At 35.4% G+C, this 15,931-nt stretch carries 16 protein-coding genes and 2 pseudogenes; 14 read left to right on the top strand and 4 right to left on the bottom strand.

Annotated elements, in window-relative coordinates:
- Positions 1-3 precede the first annotated feature (3 nt).
- From DXB91_RS09485 to DXB91_RS09450, 8 genes are all read left to right on the top strand, one after another.
- Positions 4-912, top strand: a complete 909-nt coding sequence (locus tag DXB91_RS09485; RefSeq protein WP_118017723.1) for a sensor histidine kinase — start codon at positions 4-6, stop codon at positions 910-912.
- A 348-nt stretch (positions 913-1,260) separates the two neighbouring features.
- Positions 1,261-1,593 (top strand): hypothetical protein, encoded by a 333-nt coding sequence (locus DXB91_RS09480; RefSeq protein WP_118017721.1) that lies wholly within the window; start codon positions 1,261-1,263, stop codon positions 1,591-1,593.
- Between the two features lie 21 nt (positions 1,594-1,614).
- Positions 1,615-2,568: a DUF2971 domain-containing protein gene (locus DXB91_RS09475; RefSeq protein ID WP_158564596.1), complete on the top strand. Its 954-nt coding sequence runs from the start codon at positions 1,615-1,617 to the stop codon at positions 2,566-2,568.
- 91 nt (positions 2,569-2,659) lie between these two features.
- Positions 2,660-3,451 (top strand): endonuclease/exonuclease/phosphatase, encoded by a 792-nt coding sequence (locus DXB91_RS09470; RefSeq protein ID WP_118017717.1) that lies wholly within the window; start codon positions 2,660-2,662, stop codon positions 3,449-3,451.
- Between the two features lie 16 nt (positions 3,452-3,467).
- Complete coding sequence (locus DXB91_RS09465) at positions 3,468-4,001, top strand: hypothetical protein (protein WP_118017715.1); 534 nt, start codon at positions 3,468-3,470, stop codon at positions 3,999-4,001.
- A 120-nt stretch (positions 4,002-4,121) separates the two neighbouring features.
- On the top strand, positions 4,122-5,639 hold the full coding sequence (locus DXB91_RS09460) for an RNA-binding domain-containing protein (protein ID WP_158564595.1): 1,518 nt from the start codon (positions 4,122-4,124) through the stop codon (positions 5,637-5,639).
- 610 nt (positions 5,640-6,249) lie between these two features.
- Complete coding sequence (locus tag DXB91_RS14025; protein WP_147343981.1) at positions 6,250-6,537, top strand: hypothetical protein; 288 nt, start codon at positions 6,250-6,252, stop codon at positions 6,535-6,537.
- 2 nt (positions 6,538-6,539) lie between these two features.
- A complete protein-coding gene (locus DXB91_RS09450; protein WP_118017709.1) occupies positions 6,540-7,367 on the top strand; it encodes a hypothetical protein in 828 nt (275 codons plus the stop codon).
- A gap of 349 nt (positions 7,368-7,716) precedes the next feature.
- Here DXB91_RS09450 and DXB91_RS09445 read toward each other — a convergent pair.
- From DXB91_RS09445 to DXB91_RS09430, 4 genes and pseudogenes are all read right to left on the bottom strand, one after another.
- Positions 7,717-8,933, bottom strand: a pseudogene (locus DXB91_RS09445) (IS256 family transposase).
- 189 nt (positions 8,934-9,122) lie between these two features.
- Positions 9,123-9,803 carry a hypothetical protein gene (locus DXB91_RS09440; protein WP_118017707.1) on the bottom strand — a complete coding sequence of 227 codons (681 nt, stop codon included), beginning with the start codon at positions 9,801-9,803 and terminating at the stop codon, positions 9,123-9,125.
- Positions 9,804-9,843: 40 nt separating this feature from the next.
- Complete coding sequence (locus DXB91_RS09435) at positions 9,844-10,575, bottom strand: hypothetical protein (RefSeq protein WP_118017705.1); 732 nt, start codon at positions 10,573-10,575, stop codon at positions 9,844-9,846.
- Positions 10,576-10,631: 56 nt separating this feature from the next.
- Positions 10,632-11,273 carry a helix-turn-helix domain-containing protein gene (locus DXB91_RS09430; protein WP_118017703.1) on the bottom strand — a complete coding sequence of 214 codons (642 nt, stop codon included), beginning with the start codon at positions 11,271-11,273 and terminating at the stop codon, positions 10,632-10,634.
- Between the two features lie 420 nt (positions 11,274-11,693).
- Between DXB91_RS09430 and DXB91_RS09420 the strand changes: the two are divergent.
- The 6 genes and pseudogenes from DXB91_RS09420 (at position 11,694) to DXB91_RS09400 (ending at position 15,920) form a co-directional block, all read left to right on the top strand.
- Positions 11,694-12,842 (top strand): annotated as a pseudogene (locus DXB91_RS09420) (site-specific integrase).
- Positions 12,843-13,040: 198 nt separating this feature from the next.
- Complete coding sequence (locus DXB91_RS09415) at positions 13,041-13,874, top strand: phospholipase D-like domain-containing protein (protein ID WP_118017701.1); 834 nt, start codon at positions 13,041-13,043, stop codon at positions 13,872-13,874.
- A gap of 274 nt (positions 13,875-14,148) precedes the next feature.
- Positions 14,149-14,316, top strand: a complete 168-nt coding sequence (locus tag DXB91_RS14140) for a hypothetical protein (protein ID WP_158564594.1) — start codon at positions 14,149-14,151, stop codon at positions 14,314-14,316.
- Between the two features lie 112 nt (positions 14,317-14,428).
- A complete protein-coding gene (locus tag DXB91_RS09405) occupies positions 14,429-14,851 on the top strand; it encodes a TnpV protein (protein WP_118017697.1) in 423 nt (140 codons plus the stop codon).
- 30 nt (positions 14,852-14,881) lie between these two features.
- Entirely contained in the window at positions 14,882-15,010 is a 129-nt protein-coding gene (locus DXB91_RS14560) for a hypothetical protein (RefSeq protein WP_278321124.1), read from the top strand.
- A gap of 4 nt (positions 15,011-15,014) precedes the next feature.
- A complete protein-coding gene (locus DXB91_RS09400) occupies positions 15,015-15,920 on the top strand; it encodes a ParM/StbA family protein (protein ID WP_158564593.1) in 906 nt (301 codons plus the stop codon).
- The last annotated feature ends 11 nt before the right edge of the window (positions 15,921-15,931 follow it).

Raw genomic sequence — 15,931 nt, 5'->3', positions numbered from 1 at the left:
CGGATGTATATCGTAATTGGGATATTAGCAGGAATTATTATCTTACAATTTATTATTATGTGGAAATACCAGCGGCAGGTGAAAGACATCTGCCGCCAATTGGCGTTTATGATGAAACATGACAGTAACATGTTGATTAACCATGAATTTGATGTGGGTGGAATAGGAAAGCTTTCTGACAAGTTGAATGAGCTTCTGGAACTGCGAAGAAAAGAGAAGCAGCATTATCAGGAGAAAGAAGCTCTGATTGCGGACACTTATACAAATCTTTCTCATGATATCCGCACACCACTGACATCTTTGGACGGATATTTCCAGCTAATGGAAGAATGTGAAAATATAGAGGATCAGAAACGTTATTTAAGCATTATCCACGAAAGAATTCATAGTCTTAATGAAATGTTGGAAGAACTTTTTATGTTTACAAAGTTAAAAAACGAATCTTATAGTTTGGAATTGACATTGTGCTGTATGAACCGGATTTTGAAAGAAACAGTTTTTTCATACTATGATGAATGGGTAAGAATGGAAATTCAGCCGGATATTCAGATTACGGAAGAACAGTTGTATATACATGGAAACAGGCAGGGACTCTGCCGTGTTATCCAGAATGTGATAAAAAATGGGCTGGATCATGGAGAAAAGAAGATTAGTATTGTGTTGGAACGTGATCAAAATCAGGCGGTGCTTAGAATCAGCAATCAGGTTACACATCCAGAACAGATTAATATAGATCAGGTATTTGAGCGATTTTATAAAGCAGATGTTGCCAGAAGTAAAACATCTACTGGATTGGGACTATCTATTGCAAAGGAGTTGGTTAGTCAGATGGATGGAGAGATTGAAGCAAAAATAGAAAAAAAAGAGTTTATTGTTGAAATGAACTTTCCGATTGTAACCGATGCTAAATAGTATTTTGCGACGTAGAGGGATAATCAATAATTTTTATTTATCCTTGCAGAAGCATTAGCTCTTATGTTAGGGTACTCTTTAAGGAAAGTACCCATGACAGGGCGTTAAGTGTCTGGGGGTGCTTGCTTAGCGCCGACCGGAGCGGAGCGTAGAGGTGGCGTCGATGACGGCTTATGAGATCATTTCGATTTTCATTGGGATATTAAGGATGATTTAGTACTTATTCATAGTGCAACATTTAATTCACAGGGGAGAAGTTACATAGAAAGGGATAAGATAAAAAAGAATGTAGATCTCATTGATAAATATAAGGTAAAAATATCAAGAATGATACCACAAGGTGGTGAGGTGGGAATAAAACCAGAAAATGGATATCGATCTATTTCTACCCCTGAGATTTTAAACAAAAATGAGGTTGATACATTTTCATATCTGAATGTTGGATTTTTTGATACAAGATCAGAAGCAGAGAATTTAAGAGATTACCTTACGTGCAAGTTTACAAGGTATATGTTAAGGACTACGTATTCAGGTGTAAATGTATCTCAGAGCAATTTTATATTTGTACCTGTTATGGATTTTACAAAACACTGGACGGATGAAGACTTGTATAAATATTTTGATTTGTCTGAGGATGAGATAAATATGATTGAAACAACGATGAGGCCGATGGAATTGTAAATGCATAGAAACGGGGGACAAATGGACAAATTTTTATATCATTATTGTAGTACGAAAAAAATGTACGGAATTTTATCAAGTAAACAACTTAGGATGAGCGATATAACAAAGAGCAATGACTATGATGAGGTTTTCATGTTCTTTCCCGGGATAATAGACGCTATGCGAGAAAGATATCGAAAAGATCCATTTCAATTCAAATTTGCGTGTGAGTATGGTGAGAATGCAATATCGGCATTTCTGCATCTTATTTATGGGTATTTTCGTACTCGATTTGACAAAGGTGGTGTAACTAATTTTGTTGTGTGTTTTTGCGAAGACGGTGACAAACTTAGCCAATGGAGAGGATACGCTGACAATGGGAAGGGGGTATCTATCGGGTTCTCTGCACAGGAATTAAGGTGTTATAGCGAAAGATATAAAGATATTATGACAATGGAGAAGGTAGAATATAAAACTGCAGAGGAAATTAATAGCATAATTATAAATAGAGCTGATTCCCTACTAGCAGAGTTGAAGAATCTACGTTCTTGGATTGAAGGTAATTTTAGATTTGATAAAATTAGCCCAGAAAAATATATGCTTTTAATATTTTCACAAATACTCAGTTGCGTGTTTATGAAATCTTTGAAATATAAAAATAAGTCATTTGAAGAGGAAAATGAATGGAGAATGTTTTTTAATTATCCTATATTGAAAAATTCGGAATTGATATATGGTGAAAAGAGAAAAGACGTTGTCTTGGTTGAGGAAATGCTGGAGATTATGAGAGGCAAAATTGATTTTAATATTTTAGACGATGATATAATTCCATATTACCCAGTGGATTTATTGGATATATCGCATGAACCGATAAAAGAACTTATAACTGGACCAAACAATCGTATTTTACAGAACGATTTTCAGCTGCTGTGTGGAAAATACAAATATAATAATATTGGATTTAGATACAGTAAAATTCCATATAGGGGATAAAAAGAATTATCGGAACTTTTTATTTGTGGATGCATTAGTGGAGATGGACATAGGTGAATTATATACATCTAGATAAATTGGGTGAATATGTATGAGAATGTTGTTTTGGAATACACATAGAAATGTTAATATAAATTCTTATATTTTGGATTTAGTTAATGAAAACGAAATTGATGTATTAGTATTAGCTGAGTATAAGGCCGATACTAATGAATTAAATTGTAATTTAGAACAAAGTAAAAAAAGGTTATTTAAGTGGAACACTACTGGATGTGAGAGAATACATATTTGGGGTAATTATATTGATGCTACACCAGGAGAGCAGAATAAATATTTTTCAGTTCAAATTATAAATAATAAATATATTGTATGCGGAGTGCATATGCATTCAAATCTTAACAGAGAACGTTATGATGAGAGACTGGTATTGGCGGGAGAACTTATGAATTCGATAAGACAGATAAAGCAAGACTTGCAATCTGAGTATGTTATTGTTATAGGAGATATGAACGAGTCACCTTATGAAAAGACATGTCTAACTGCAAATGGATTTCATGCTTTACCAGCATTAAAAATCGAGGATAAAAGTTCTAGATCAGTTTTTGGAAAAGAGTATGAAAAAATGTATAATCCTATGTGGAATTTATTTGGAGATTTTAAATACCCACCAGGGACATATTATAGAGCCGAATCTAAATTATACAATCCGTGTTGGTATATGCTCGATCAAGTGATTATGAGCCAGTCTATGATACCATTAATGGTTAGAGAACAATTAAAAATAATTACGAAATGTGGAAAAAATACGCTATATACAGGCAATAAATATCCAAATAGCCATATAAGTGATCATTTTCCAATTATGTGTGAGTTTAAAATATGATAGAAGGAGACCAGCTATGAACAAAGAAACGTTTAATTTTGATTTAAAAGACACAATGTCACCTGAAGAAGTGATTATTGAAGACGCAAAAAAAATAGCGGAATGCACAAGAGATATGGTGAGTTGTAATGTTAATTCATATGAAGGAGAAACAACATCGTATGTTAGAAAAAATAACATTTTAGCCATGGCTGAAGCGATGCAACAAACCGAAAAAACAATAAATATTCAAGATTCTTTGGGAGAACAAAGTGGAGTCGATAAGAAATATGAAGTATTTTTATCAGTTAAAGGGTTGGAATATTATAAATACCGTATTATGTTTTTAAGGTATGGTGCTATTTCATATCCTGTTGAAGTTGTGTTAAATGAGGATATAGCTGAGGCATATAATGGAAAAAAACAATATGTTTATAATGTTGGTTCTATGGAGGAATTAAAAATAATGTTTGAAACGATTATAAATACAGATTTCTGTACTGAGTTAATTCAAAGTTTGATATATGAATCAATGAGACAAACTAGAAAAGATAAAATAGAAATAAACTAAAAAATTAGTATATGGGACATAAGTATTTGGTACTGCACAAAGTGAAAAAGGCAAGTGCAATATGCTTGGAATTGAATATACATAAATTATGATTTTGCTGAAATGATTGGAGATGACACGATGGAACTTGAAATGGGTATTGAGGACTTATTAAACAAAAGAAAATTGGAATCAGACCGAATAGAGTTTAAGGCAGGATGGAATCCTGACGAAATCTACCATAGTGTCTGTGCATTTGCAAATGATTATAACAATGATGGCGGTGGCTATATTGTTGTAGGTGTTGAGGAAGAAAATGGCATTGCAAAGCGACCGGTAAAAGGAGTGCCGGAGTATATGCTGGATTCCATTCAGAAAGATATGCTGGGTTACAACAACATGATTTCACCACCGTACTTTCCGCAGGGAATACCTGTTGAAGTAGATGGGAAATGGATTTTTGTAATTGTTGCCAGAACAGGACAGCAGCGACCGTATAAATCGCCGGAGCATGTGACTAGTAAGAAAGATAAAAAGTATAATTATTATATTCGTTATCAGACAAGTTCTGTAAAGGCAAACAGCGAACAGGAGAGAGAGCTGATTAATATGTCAGATCTAACTCCATTTGATTGCCGGGCGAATCATAAGGCGACATTTGAAGATATTTCTCCTGTGTTGTTAGAAGATCATCTGAGAAAAACAGGAAGCAAACTTGCGAAACAGGTAAGGGAGCGTGGAGTTGAGGAGATACTGGGGGATATGCAGCTCCTTGTAGGACCACCAGAACTTAGGTATATTCAGAATGTAGCCATTATGATGTTCTGTGAGCATCCAGAGAAATTCTTTGGATATACTTATGTGCAGATGACATCTTTTCCAAAGGGAAGTGTTGAAAATCCAAGCATTAGTGAAGATTACCCAAACATCACGGGTTCAGTGCCACAGATGATACAGGCAACTATGGAAAGATTCCGTAATCTTATTATTCGTGAAAAGGTGATCAAGGTGCCAAATCAGATGGAGGCATTGCGAATATTCAATTATCCATATCAGGCTATAGAAGAGGCAGTGGTAAATGCTTTCTATCACAGAGATTATATGTCATTTGAGCCTGTGACAATAGAAATTGAGCCGGATTGCATAAATATCATGAATTTTCCGGGAATAGACAGGTCAATTTCAGAAAAGACGATAGCAGAAGGTAAGCGGTTTGTTTCCAGATATTATAGAAATAGACGTCTTGGAGAGTTCTTAAAAGAACTGGACTTGTCAGAGGGGCATTCTTCGGGTATCCCAACGATACAGGAAGAGCTTGAAAAGAACGGTTCGCCGAGAGCTGAGTTTTTTACTGATGATGATAGACGAGCTATGAGAATTAGGATTCCCATTCATCCGGCATTCTTGGAAAATAATGATGAGGATTCAGCGGTAGATAGTTATGAAAAAACGACGAAAAAATTGTCTAAGAAAAAGAAAGAGCAGTATGACATAATCCTAAAGCTGTTAGCTGATGGCGAGTGGCATAAAACCTCGGAAATCGCTGATGAACTGGGGCTCAAAGGTACAAGAGCAAGGGAAATAATGAGAGAGTTATGTGCAATTGATAAAACTATTGACAATGGAAAAACGAAAGGAAAAATGTACAAGATAAAATAATTCAACGCTTTTGACACCTAAAAAGCGTCGAAAAAAGCGTTGAAAAAAGCGACGAAAAAATGGATACCAGTTTAGCCTTATAGATGAGGTGGAAGTAAGTATTACTGCTGAATCCTCAAACCATTTCGCTACAATATAATATAAAAATAGCGAAAAAACAAATTTTCAGAGCTGCCCTTGGGTGATGGGAAGGAATCAAGAAGATTTCGTTGTGGTGATACAAGCGTGATACCCGTATGATACCTATTGCCCATGAAAATAAAAATATAACGTGAAAAGTAAATAAAAACGGTAGTCATAGATAATAAAAATTGGAATATACTTAACATTTATATTAAACATATAGGGAGTATGGAATAAAGAATGGGAGGTGGGTCGAATAAAATTTATATATAAAGTTTTACTTACAATAAATGCTACGATTATGTTTGTTTTTTTATATTTGGTTACAAATAAGATTTGGATTCCATCTATAGGGGAAATAAGCATTGTTATTTATATTGGGTGCATATTAGTTTTTACCGTTTTTTGTATATGGAGCAAATTTGTATTAAAAAAGGGAAGTATAGATGGAGATATTACGGAAATATCGCTAGCCAATGATAGCTATATGGCTAATTATTTGGGCTATTTTTTTGTAGCATTAGGAATCCCAAATGATTGGATGATATTTATAGTTGCATATATAGTTATTTTTGTTTTTACATATAAGTCGCAATCCTTATTTTATAACCCATTGTTTTTATTATTAGGATTTAATTTTTATTATGTTCATGATAAAGAGGGGATGAAAATATTTGTTATAAGTAGAAAAAATGATATTAGAGGTTGCAAAAATGTAACATTTAAGAAGATGAGAAAAATTAATGATTTTACATTTATAGATGAGGAGAGATGAAAATGAATCATTTGTTTGCAAAGGTAAATGATAGAAAAAATAAGTATAGAATTTTATTGTCAGATGTTGTTGTTTATGACAGCATTGAATTCAATGATATTATAGAATATCAGCCGTCACATTCATTAGATGAAGAGCAATGGTATTATATTAATGAGTTTTCAAAAAAATCATATTGTATTGACTTGTTAAAGAAAGAAGTAATAAATTCTATTGACTATTTAGAGATGAATAGAGCTGATCCGGAAAAAATTCTATATTTAATATCTTATCAAGACGAAAATATTTTTTACTTTCAGAGAGTCTTCCAAAGTCGTGTGTTAAAAAATAAAAAATTTATTCATATAGGTGATGACGTTAAAATAGAAAATACGAATAATTCAATTATTATAAATAATGTTCCTGATGCAATATATGTAAAAAATGATGATCGTTTGTATTTTAAAAAGTTTGAAGTGATAACACCTATTTTTAGAGGAATTGAAGAATTGTATTGCGAAGCTACAGATGATGAAGTAGAGGATTTTTTAGGGGCTAAATTTATTCAACTAAAAAATGATTATTCGACTGAAAAAGTAAAAAAAGCAAATCGGAAACGTATTGCATTGGCTATAAAATCTTTAAGTGAATATACAGATGAACAAAAGAATACGATATTTAGCTATACAAATGAATATTTTCCTAATTTAGATTTTAATGGAACATCATTTGAAGTTAGTAGTGAGGAAGATTTAAAAAATTTATTATATGGAATAGAACAGCGATTTTATACAACAGTTGCTACAAAGGAAAAAAGATGTGCAAGTTCAGTATATTCACTAGAAAAATAGCTTTGATTGATACGATTAGAGCAAAGGATAGTTGGCTCCATTTTGGCTCTAAAAATTTTAGATGAGGTACACAAAAATGCGAAATAAGATGAATATGAAGAATAAAACGCACAAATGTGTACCGAGAAACAGCCAGATAAATCTCTCCGCCCAAGAGTTTGAATAATGTACATGAGCCAAGAAATGCCGAATTTAGAGACCGTTTCAAGTTTTGTGTAAACGTTAAAAACCGATATAAGATTTGTGAATAGTTACAAATGGGCAGAGCCGACTTCGCGGGTTCTGCTCATATCTGCATTATACAGGAGTTTTTAGGTATGTCAATAAGACCTGCCTAAAACTATCTGTTTTACAGGTTCCGTCCTGCCAGGCGTTCTTCAAAATAGATTTCCAGCTGGGAGTGAATCTGACCCCAGTCGTGCCTATGATCTGTCCATTTTTTCGTGATATCCATAGTTGCCCAATATAGCATTTTTAAAAGGCTGTCATATGACGGAAAAACAGTCTTGCTTTTTGTTACCTTTCGGAGCTGGCGGTTAAAACCTTCGATGGCGTTTGTTGTGTAAATCAGGCGCCTTACTGCTTCTGGATACTTGAAATAAGTCGACAGAGTTGCCCAGTTATCATACCAAGATTTGTAAATCTTAGGATACTTGGAATCCCATTTATCTCTAAACAGCTCTAGCTCATTTAATGCTGTTTTTTCCGTTGGTGCAGCATATACGAGTTTCAAATCAGCCATCAGTTTTTTGATGTCTTTATATGAAACAAATTTTGTTGAATTACGGATCTGATGGATGATGCACTGCTGGATCTCTGTTTTAGGATAAACAGCCTCAATTGCCTGTGGAAATCCATTCAAACTATCAACACATGCAATAAGTATATCTTCAACTCCGCGGTTTTTTAATCCATTCATGATTGAAAGCCAAAACTTTGCACTTTCGTTTTCGCCTACGTACATTCCAAGGACATCCTTTTTCCCATTCATGTCGATACCAAGAGCGATATAAACCGCACGTTTTACAATACGACATTCGTTGCGAACATGATAGTGGATTGCATCCATAAATACAACTGCATACACTTCTTCCAGAGGACGCTCCTGCCATTCCTTTACAATTGGCAGAATTTTGTCTGTGATCCTGCTGATTGTACTATCAGAAATATCAATATCGTATAATTTGCACATGTGAGATTCAATATTGCCGGTTGTCATTCCTTTGGCATACATAGAAAGTATTTTTCTTCCATGTCCTGAGTTACTGTATTTTGATACTTCTTAATCAGCTGTGGTTCATAATCACCATTACGATCCCTTGGAATGACTACATCCATATCTCCATAACTGGTATGCATAGTTTTACGGGAATGTCCATTCCTACTATTGTCCGTTTCTTTGTTTCAGTAGTCATACTTGGAATATCCTAACTCCTCATCCAGTTCTTCATCCAAGGCACCTTCCAAAAGGACAGACATCATGTCGCGCATGATACTGTTTACATCGGTTCCATCTTTGATGCTGATATCATTATTTTTCGGATAGTCACGCATCATTTCTCTCATTGCTGCTTTTTGTGGGCTGTCTTTTCTTCTTGCCATAAAAATAACCTCCAAACTGAGTAATTTTATCTTACATCAGTTTGAAGGTTTACACAAACTTTGGGATGCTCCCAATTTACGGCGTTTCTTGGCTTGCTTTATGTTGTGTGACAATTAAATGACAATAATTTTGTAAAATTCTCCGTATGTTTTTCAATTTGTATATGTATCATTTTCTTTTGCATAAAAAAGTTTTATTTGTCGTAGATCATATATTAAATCATCATATTTATTATAATCCCTGTATAGAATATCTTTTATAATTGGTGTTAATGAAAAGATAAGTGAAAAAGTTAATAATACAAGAATTATAACTTGAACTGCCAGGGTAATCATCTCATCTGTGGTGGCAGCATTGCCAATTTTTTGCGCGACAAAGGCGATTATAGGAACAATTATTGCACCTAAAGTTTTAAGGGGCATTTTTAAGGGATCTATATAATCGCATTGGATTTGTGCAAGTTTTGCTTCTTCAATTAGCATATCAAGTGAGTCAGGATTTTGAATGTCTATTCTGTAGTCTTTTAATACATTAATGGTCATATTTATTCTTTTTTCGGAATAGGGGGCATAATGTTGTTGAAGCATTACTTCAAGATTTCTTTTTGTAGAATCAATTATAAAAAAGATTATAAATGATAGAACTCCTAATCCTATTGGAATATATGAAGCCCATGTTTGTCGAATGATTAAAAGTATACCACTAGTAATGGCACTGGCAAAAAGAATGATTACAAAAATCTTGCGGTAAAGCGGTAGTTTGGTGAATGGAATTGTACTTTTGATATTCTTCAATCCAATTTTATAGCTGATAAATAAATCACAAAATCTCATATGTTTGTATAGCCCTTCCTTACTTGGTATGTTTATCAAATTATAAAATAAAATTCAATAATTCATACAAAAATGATGATAATATATTTATTATAATTGTACTAATGAAAGTGATTATAATAGATAAGATAGGTCTTTCTTTTACAAAGTCAATAATTCTGTAAAAAAGTGCTTTTTTAAATGATTTAAATTCCTTGTTTAGAAGTGGGACGAATTCTTTATCTACTGCAGTTGATTCGATTTTAGCAATACAAGAAGGACATAAACTAGGTACACCATATTTTATAGCGATATCTTTTTTTAATCCACACATATCAAATAGACAGTTTCTTGTATCATCATGTAGAAAATAATCTTCATTAACTTTATGCAAAGTAGCAATTTGAACTATTTCATTTAAAATGATGCCATGTATATAGTTGAAGATATCAATATTTTGTTCATCAAATATTGTTTCTACTTGGTAGAAAGAACATAAAACCGTTTTTGAATCAAATTCTGATAAATCTCTGGTGAAATAATTGTATTCAATAGGATTATCGATAAAGCATAAGCAGAGGTCGACATTGCTATTATCAATATTGCTTGATGTAAGAAGTTGATTTATGCAATTATCGGAATAACCCCATTCAAGGTCGCAGGGGGGAAGTTGTTTAATTACTATACAGTTTGTAACTTCAAATAATTTGCTTGAATAATTTTGTAGTTTTTCTATTTTGTCGAGATAACGCTGATAACCAAGTAAACAAATTTGAATTTTAAACTTTTTCATTCGATAAGTACTCCTTTGTATATTTATAGTTCGGTGCTAATATTTGATGTAACTATTTACTCCTTCTTCGGTTTCCTCTTCCTCCTCACATACGAGAAATTCGGAAACAAGTCTTTTAACAACTCAGCAGTTTCTGCTGCCTTTTCATCCTCATTCAGATTCTGAACCAGTAGTTGGTCGTCATCATCAAGATTCAACGAAACAGTATATTCCTTATCCGAATCTATCGGATTCATCGGAAACTTTATCTCTTTGAAATAATATTCTGTTTCGGTTATTTCACCATCCTCCAGTTTATCTCGTAGGCGTGCCCAATATTCCACCATCTTCTTGAAGTTATCAAGGTCTTCCTGTGGGCGTGGTCCGGCACTTGGAAGCCGTTCTTCAAATTTGAAGCATACTTCGCCATCTTTGATTGTGGGGTGCAGTCCGTATGCCCATTCGATGTCAAACAGCACATGGAGCGCACTGAAGATATTGGCAACATCCGGGTCTGATAATGCATAGAAACTGACACCCAGATTGTTGGCGATATTGAGTAAAGTCGCTTCGTCTGGATATCGGTTTCCGAGCTCGTAATTTCGGATTGTGGATTCGTTTAGTCCGCATTTATCTGCCAATTCCTTTTGTGTCATTTTTGCTGCAATTCTGAAATTTCTAATTAAAAAGCCTACCCGGCTGGTGAATTTTTCGCCCATTTTAACTGTTCCTTATAAGTGTAATGAGTGTTGTAGCTTGTATGAAAACACGAGGCACAAATTATACATATACAGAGATTATAACATCAACAGTACAAAAATGAAATGTTTTTTTGGTGAAAAGTATTGACAGTACAAAAACGAACTGTTAATATAAAACGCATCAAAACCGTTCGGAAATGAACTGGATAATAATACGAAAGAGATGAGGCATTTGCTTATGGAGAACAAACGATTTTTAACAGCACAGGATGTCATGGAAATGCTGGACGTATCACTATCCTATGCTTATAAGCTGATACGGCGGCTGAATGCAGAACTTGAGGCTGAAGGATTTGTGACAATAAAAGGGCGTGTCAGCACGCAGTATTTTTTATGGAACGAATCTACGGACTGTCCACAGACAATGAGGTGGGATAGATGGCGGTTATCAAGAACAAAAAGACCGGAATGTGGGAGGTTAGGACCTATTATAAGGATTTGACCGGAGAAAGGAAGCAGAAGACAAAGAGGGGCTTTGCTAAGAAAAGCGAAGCCCTCGAATGGGAACGGAACTTCAAACTGAAAGAGAATTAGAGTATCAGTATGAGCTTTCAAAGTTTCGTGGATATTTATTTAACGGATTTAGAGCCGAGAATAAAACGCAATACGTTTCTGACAAAGAAGCACATTATTGAGACTAAGATTCTGCCATATTTCGGGAAAAGGAAGCTGGATGATATTCGTACTTCGGATGCCATCCAGTGGCAAAATGAGATTATGAAACTGAAAAAGGATAATGGGGAGTTGTTCTCCCAAACTTATCTGAAAACGATTCACAACCAGCTTAGTGCCATTTTAAATCATGCAGTAAATATGTATGGCCTAAAGGATAATGTGGCACGAAAAGCAGGAACTATGGGGAAGGAAGAAAATAAGGAAATGGAGTTCTGGACACAGGAGGAATTTCAGAAATTTTTGGAGTGTGTGGCAGATAAGCCGATTTCATATTATGCATTTGAAATGCTTTACTGGACGGGAATACGAGAGGGGAAATTACTTGCCCTGACACCTGCAGATTTCAATTTTGAAAAGAAAACGCTTCGGATAAATAAGTCATATCAGAGGCTGGAGGGCGAAGATGTGATAACGGATCCGAAGACACCAAAGAGTAACAGGACAATCGTTATGCCGGATTTCCTTACTATTGAGATGGAGGATTTTATAAAAAGCATATGCGGAATCAAGATAGATGACAGAATTTTTACCATTTCAAAAAGCTATCTGCATCACGAAATGGATAGGGGAGCAAAGCTTGCAGGAGTGAAAAGAATCCGAATCCATGGATTACGACACTCGCATATTTCCCTGTTAATCAATTTAGGATTTTCAGCATTGGCAATAGGGGAAAGAGTCGGACATGAGGCGGTAGATATCACTTATCATTATGCACATTTATTTCCAATGGTGCAGACGGATATGGCAGGGCAATTGGAAACAGAAAGGGAGGCGTTGGTCAATGTCAGAAATAGTATAAAGGAAAATGAACTGATTACATTAATAGAAAACAATCGTGGTACTAACGATTAGTACCATAAAACTTTTTCTTGTAGAAATATCGCTTGTTAAAAAAGAGTATAGCATGTGGGAAATGTTATAACAATAAAAAGCTAAACAATGTAAGTCAATAAAAATCCCTTTTATAACCCCTCCATAATTTTTTCAAATCTCCCCATTCCCCATCTTTTATGATAAAATAAATCATACTATTTGAAATGGAGGACAACTATGATTCAGGACAAAACGCAGTTAGTACGTGACGGATTGGAAACTGCATATATCGATGGCAATATTGCATCTGAGATATCATATAAGCCGGGCTTTGTTTCAAATAATCATAGGGAAGGCAAGAAAGTTATTTCAGTCATAGAGAGTGAACTTCTAAAATGTGATAAGTTTCAGATAAGTGTGGCATTTATTACTTTGGGCGGTGTAACACCGCTTCTTCAGACGTTGAAAGAGCTTGAGAGAAAAGGTGTTCCAGGGGAGATATTGACCTCAAACTATTTGGATTTTAGTGAGCCTTTGGCTTTGGAGAAATTGCATTCTCTGAAGAATATAAAGATTAGAATGTATGACACAAGATCTGCTAACAATGGCTTTCATACAAAGGGATATATATTCAGAGAGGAAGAAATATACAGGATCATAATTGGCAGCTCGAATATTACTAGTGCTGCACTCACGACCAATAGAGAATGGAATACGAAGATTGTCTCCACAGCACAGGGAGAGATGTCAGAGGATATATTAAGAGAATTTGACGAGTTATGGAACTCAGAATATGCTCTGGACTATGATGTGTTTTATGAGGAATATAAGCAGAGATACGATATAATCAAAGCTCAAAGGAAAATCGCTTCAGAGGGAAATATTACCTCATTGGAGAGATATAAATTAAAACCAAACAGCATGCAGGTAAGATTTATTGCTAACCTTAAAGCTATATTGGAGAATGATGAGAAGAGAGCACTTCTTATAAGTGCCACTGGGGAACGTGGTATATTTGTGACAGGTGGAAGAAACCCAGGATTTACAAGGGCTTCGGAAGCCTGGTCCTAGACGTTTCCGTGTGATAATTGTCCGGATTGGCTCCGGAAGGGAAAACTTAACAGGTATTTTTACTGATAGGACTAAATGATGAGTTGAAATTGAATCGGAAGATTTGATGGAAAGCTACAGTCAGGTAGTTCTATTTTTTGTGCACAAAAATGAGCCGGGCGGGCTTCATGCTTGCATGAAAGCACATTCGGCGAATGCGCATCAACAAGTGATTTGGTTACGAGGTATATCCAATGCGGGTGGCTCCCGATGGATGGAAAGGAGAGTTGAATTTATGATTTTAGAATTTATTGGCAGAGTTTTACTGAATGTTTTAAAGGCTATGGTATGGCTTGTGTTGTTCCTGCTTCGGTGTGTACTGGAACTGGCGAAACTGACATTATTGGTGTTTGGGCTGGTTGCAAGAGTATTTCTTGTGTTTGCCAGGGCAGCAGTTGATTAGGATGGAATGGTGATTTTTGTGTATTCTGGCGTTACAGATAATTTAACTGTCAGGTGTGAACAGCATTTATACATAGCTTCGCAAGAGGCAATGAGAAAGGAGGATTTTCTGCATGGCAGAACATTTGAGAGCAGTAACTCTCCGCGGGCTGGCGTTAAGGCAAATAACGATATTTTTAAGGCGCAATGCGCAGAAAGGATTTTTTATGGAAGAAAAAGCAAAGGTGACTGCAGCACCTACAATTACAGAACAGTGTGGTATTAAGTACAAAGAGGTGGATGGATTGTTTTATCCGATTTTGGGAGAGTCGGAGCCAGAGAGTTATGCAAGTCTTGGAAAGTATGGACACCGTTATCTCAGAGCTTTGATGGAGAATGACCGTTATCTGTATAACAAGTATTTTATGCAAGGGGTACTTTTTGATAAGGCAGCGGAATATGAGAATTATGCATGGCAACTGTATGACACTGTTTTACAGGGAATAAGCAAGGTAAGAGGAATTGGTTTGGATACTTTGGAAGAAAAAGGATTTTAGGTAACATTTCAGGAAAACATGCAGGCGGCAATGACAGCAGATGAGATTGTAACAGAGGATTTGTTTGCAACAATTGATTACAACAAGCGTGTACGTCTGGAACATGCAAAGGAAAATATCGCGTTTGAACATGCGGAGACACAGAGAATGGAGGCATGAGTTTATGGAAGAGAAAAGAATTTATTATGTGGGAATTGACCACGGAAATCATTTAATGAAAACATCAAACCATGTGTTTGAGAATGGTGTGGAAAGGCAGGCTGTAAAGCCTACCTTTCAGGCTAATACACTGGTTTATGATGGAGCATTTTATAAGATTGGAGAAAAGCGTAACAGTGTGAAGGACAGTAAGCTTGCAGATGATGATTATTATCTGTTGACACTTGCGGCACTGGCAAAGGAATGTCAGTCAGGGAATATTCCAAATGGTGCCGGAGTGGTGCTTGGAGTCGGACTTCCTTTAAAACAGTTTGCAACGGTAAGAAAGCAGTTCGTGAAATATCTGAAACGTGGAAATCAGCCGGTGCATTTTAAATTTGAGGATGTGGCATATGATTTTACCATTGAAAATGTACTGGCATTTCCGCAGTGTTATGCAGCAGTGGCAGACAGGCTTGGCAGTATGAAGGGGGAATATCTGATTGTGGATGTTGGTTCCTGGACAATTGATATCATGCATGTGAAGGATGGTGTTCCAGTGGAAAGTAAATGTGAGACTTTCACGGAGTCCATGATTTCTGTTATTCAGGAAATCAAGAGCAGAAGCAGTGAGGTTTTTGGCAAGGAGATTTCGGAGAATGTGATTACAGATTATATCAGCAATTTTGGCGGCAATTATCCGGAAAAGTATGCAAGGATTATGGACGAGGCGCTTGAAAAGTTTGTTGCAAGAGTGGAAGGAGTTCTGAAAGAGAACGGGCACGATACGGAATTTACCAACATTATTTATGTGGGTGGCGGAGCAAAGGCAATGGAGAGATTTGGAAAACATGGGGATAACATTTCTTATGTGACGGATGTCAGAGCCAATGCAAAGGGCTATGAGTTTCTTGCAAAACAAATGGCATAAAGGCAGGTGGT

The organism is Coprococcus sp. OM06-34AC (assembly GCF_003462545.1).
In the GTDB taxonomy this organism is placed as follows: Bacteria; Bacillota; Clostridia; order Lachnospirales; family Lachnospiraceae; genus Coprococcus; species Coprococcus aceti.
This window is presented reverse-complemented; position numbering and strand designations above follow the sequence as displayed.

What these genes read in the sequence shown, in the direction of transcription:
- DXB91_RS09415 (WP_118017701.1), top strand. Translation starts at nt 13,041, where the DNA reads ATGATTCAGGACAAAACGCAGTTAGTACGTGACGGATTGGAAACTGCA.
- DXB91_RS09400 (WP_158564593.1), top strand. Translation starts at nt 15,015, where the DNA reads ATGGAAGAGAAAAGAATTTATTATGTGGGAATTGACCACGGAAATCAT.
- DXB91_RS14140 (WP_158564594.1), top strand. Translation starts at nt 14,149, where the DNA reads ATGATTTTAGAATTTATTGGCAGAGTTTTACTGAATGTTTTAAAGGCT.
- DXB91_RS09405 (WP_118017697.1), top strand. Translation starts at nt 14,429, where the DNA reads ATGGCAGAACATTTGAGAGCAGTAACTCTCCGCGGGCTGGCGTTAAGG.
- DXB91_RS09440 (WP_118017707.1), bottom strand. Translation starts at nt 9,803, where the DNA reads ATGAGATTTTGTGATTTATTTATCAGCTATAAAATTGGATTGAAGAAT.
- DXB91_RS09435 (WP_118017705.1), bottom strand. Translation starts at nt 10,575, where the DNA reads ATGAAAAAGTTTAAAATTCAAATTTGTTTACTTGGTTATCAGCGTTAT.
- DXB91_RS09450 (WP_118017709.1), top strand. Translation starts at nt 6,540, where the DNA reads ATGAATCATTTGTTTGCAAAGGTAAATGATAGAAAAAATAAGTATAGA.
- DXB91_RS09430 (WP_118017703.1), bottom strand. Translation starts at nt 11,273, where the DNA reads ATGGGCGAAAAATTCACCAGCCGGGTAGGCTTTTTAATTAGAAATTTC.
- DXB91_RS14025 (WP_147343981.1), top strand. Translation starts at nt 6,250, where the DNA reads ATGGCTAATTATTTGGGCTATTTTTTTGTAGCATTAGGAATCCCAAAT.
- DXB91_RS09470 (WP_118017717.1), top strand. Translation starts at nt 2,660, where the DNA reads ATGAGAATGTTGTTTTGGAATACACATAGAAATGTTAATATAAATTCT.
- DXB91_RS09460 (WP_158564595.1), top strand. Translation starts at nt 4,122, where the DNA reads ATGGAACTTGAAATGGGTATTGAGGACTTATTAAACAAAAGAAAATTG.
- DXB91_RS09465 (WP_118017715.1), top strand. Translation starts at nt 3,468, where the DNA reads ATGAACAAAGAAACGTTTAATTTTGATTTAAAAGACACAATGTCACCT.
- DXB91_RS14560 (WP_278321124.1), top strand. Translation starts at nt 14,882, where the DNA reads ATGACAGCAGATGAGATTGTAACAGAGGATTTGTTTGCAACAATTGAT.
- DXB91_RS09475 (WP_158564596.1), top strand. Translation starts at nt 1,615, where the DNA reads ATGGACAAATTTTTATATCATTATTGTAGTACGAAAAAAATGTACGGA.
- DXB91_RS09485 (WP_118017723.1), top strand. Translation starts at nt 4, where the DNA reads ATGTATATCGTAATTGGGATATTAGCAGGAATTATTATCTTACAATTT.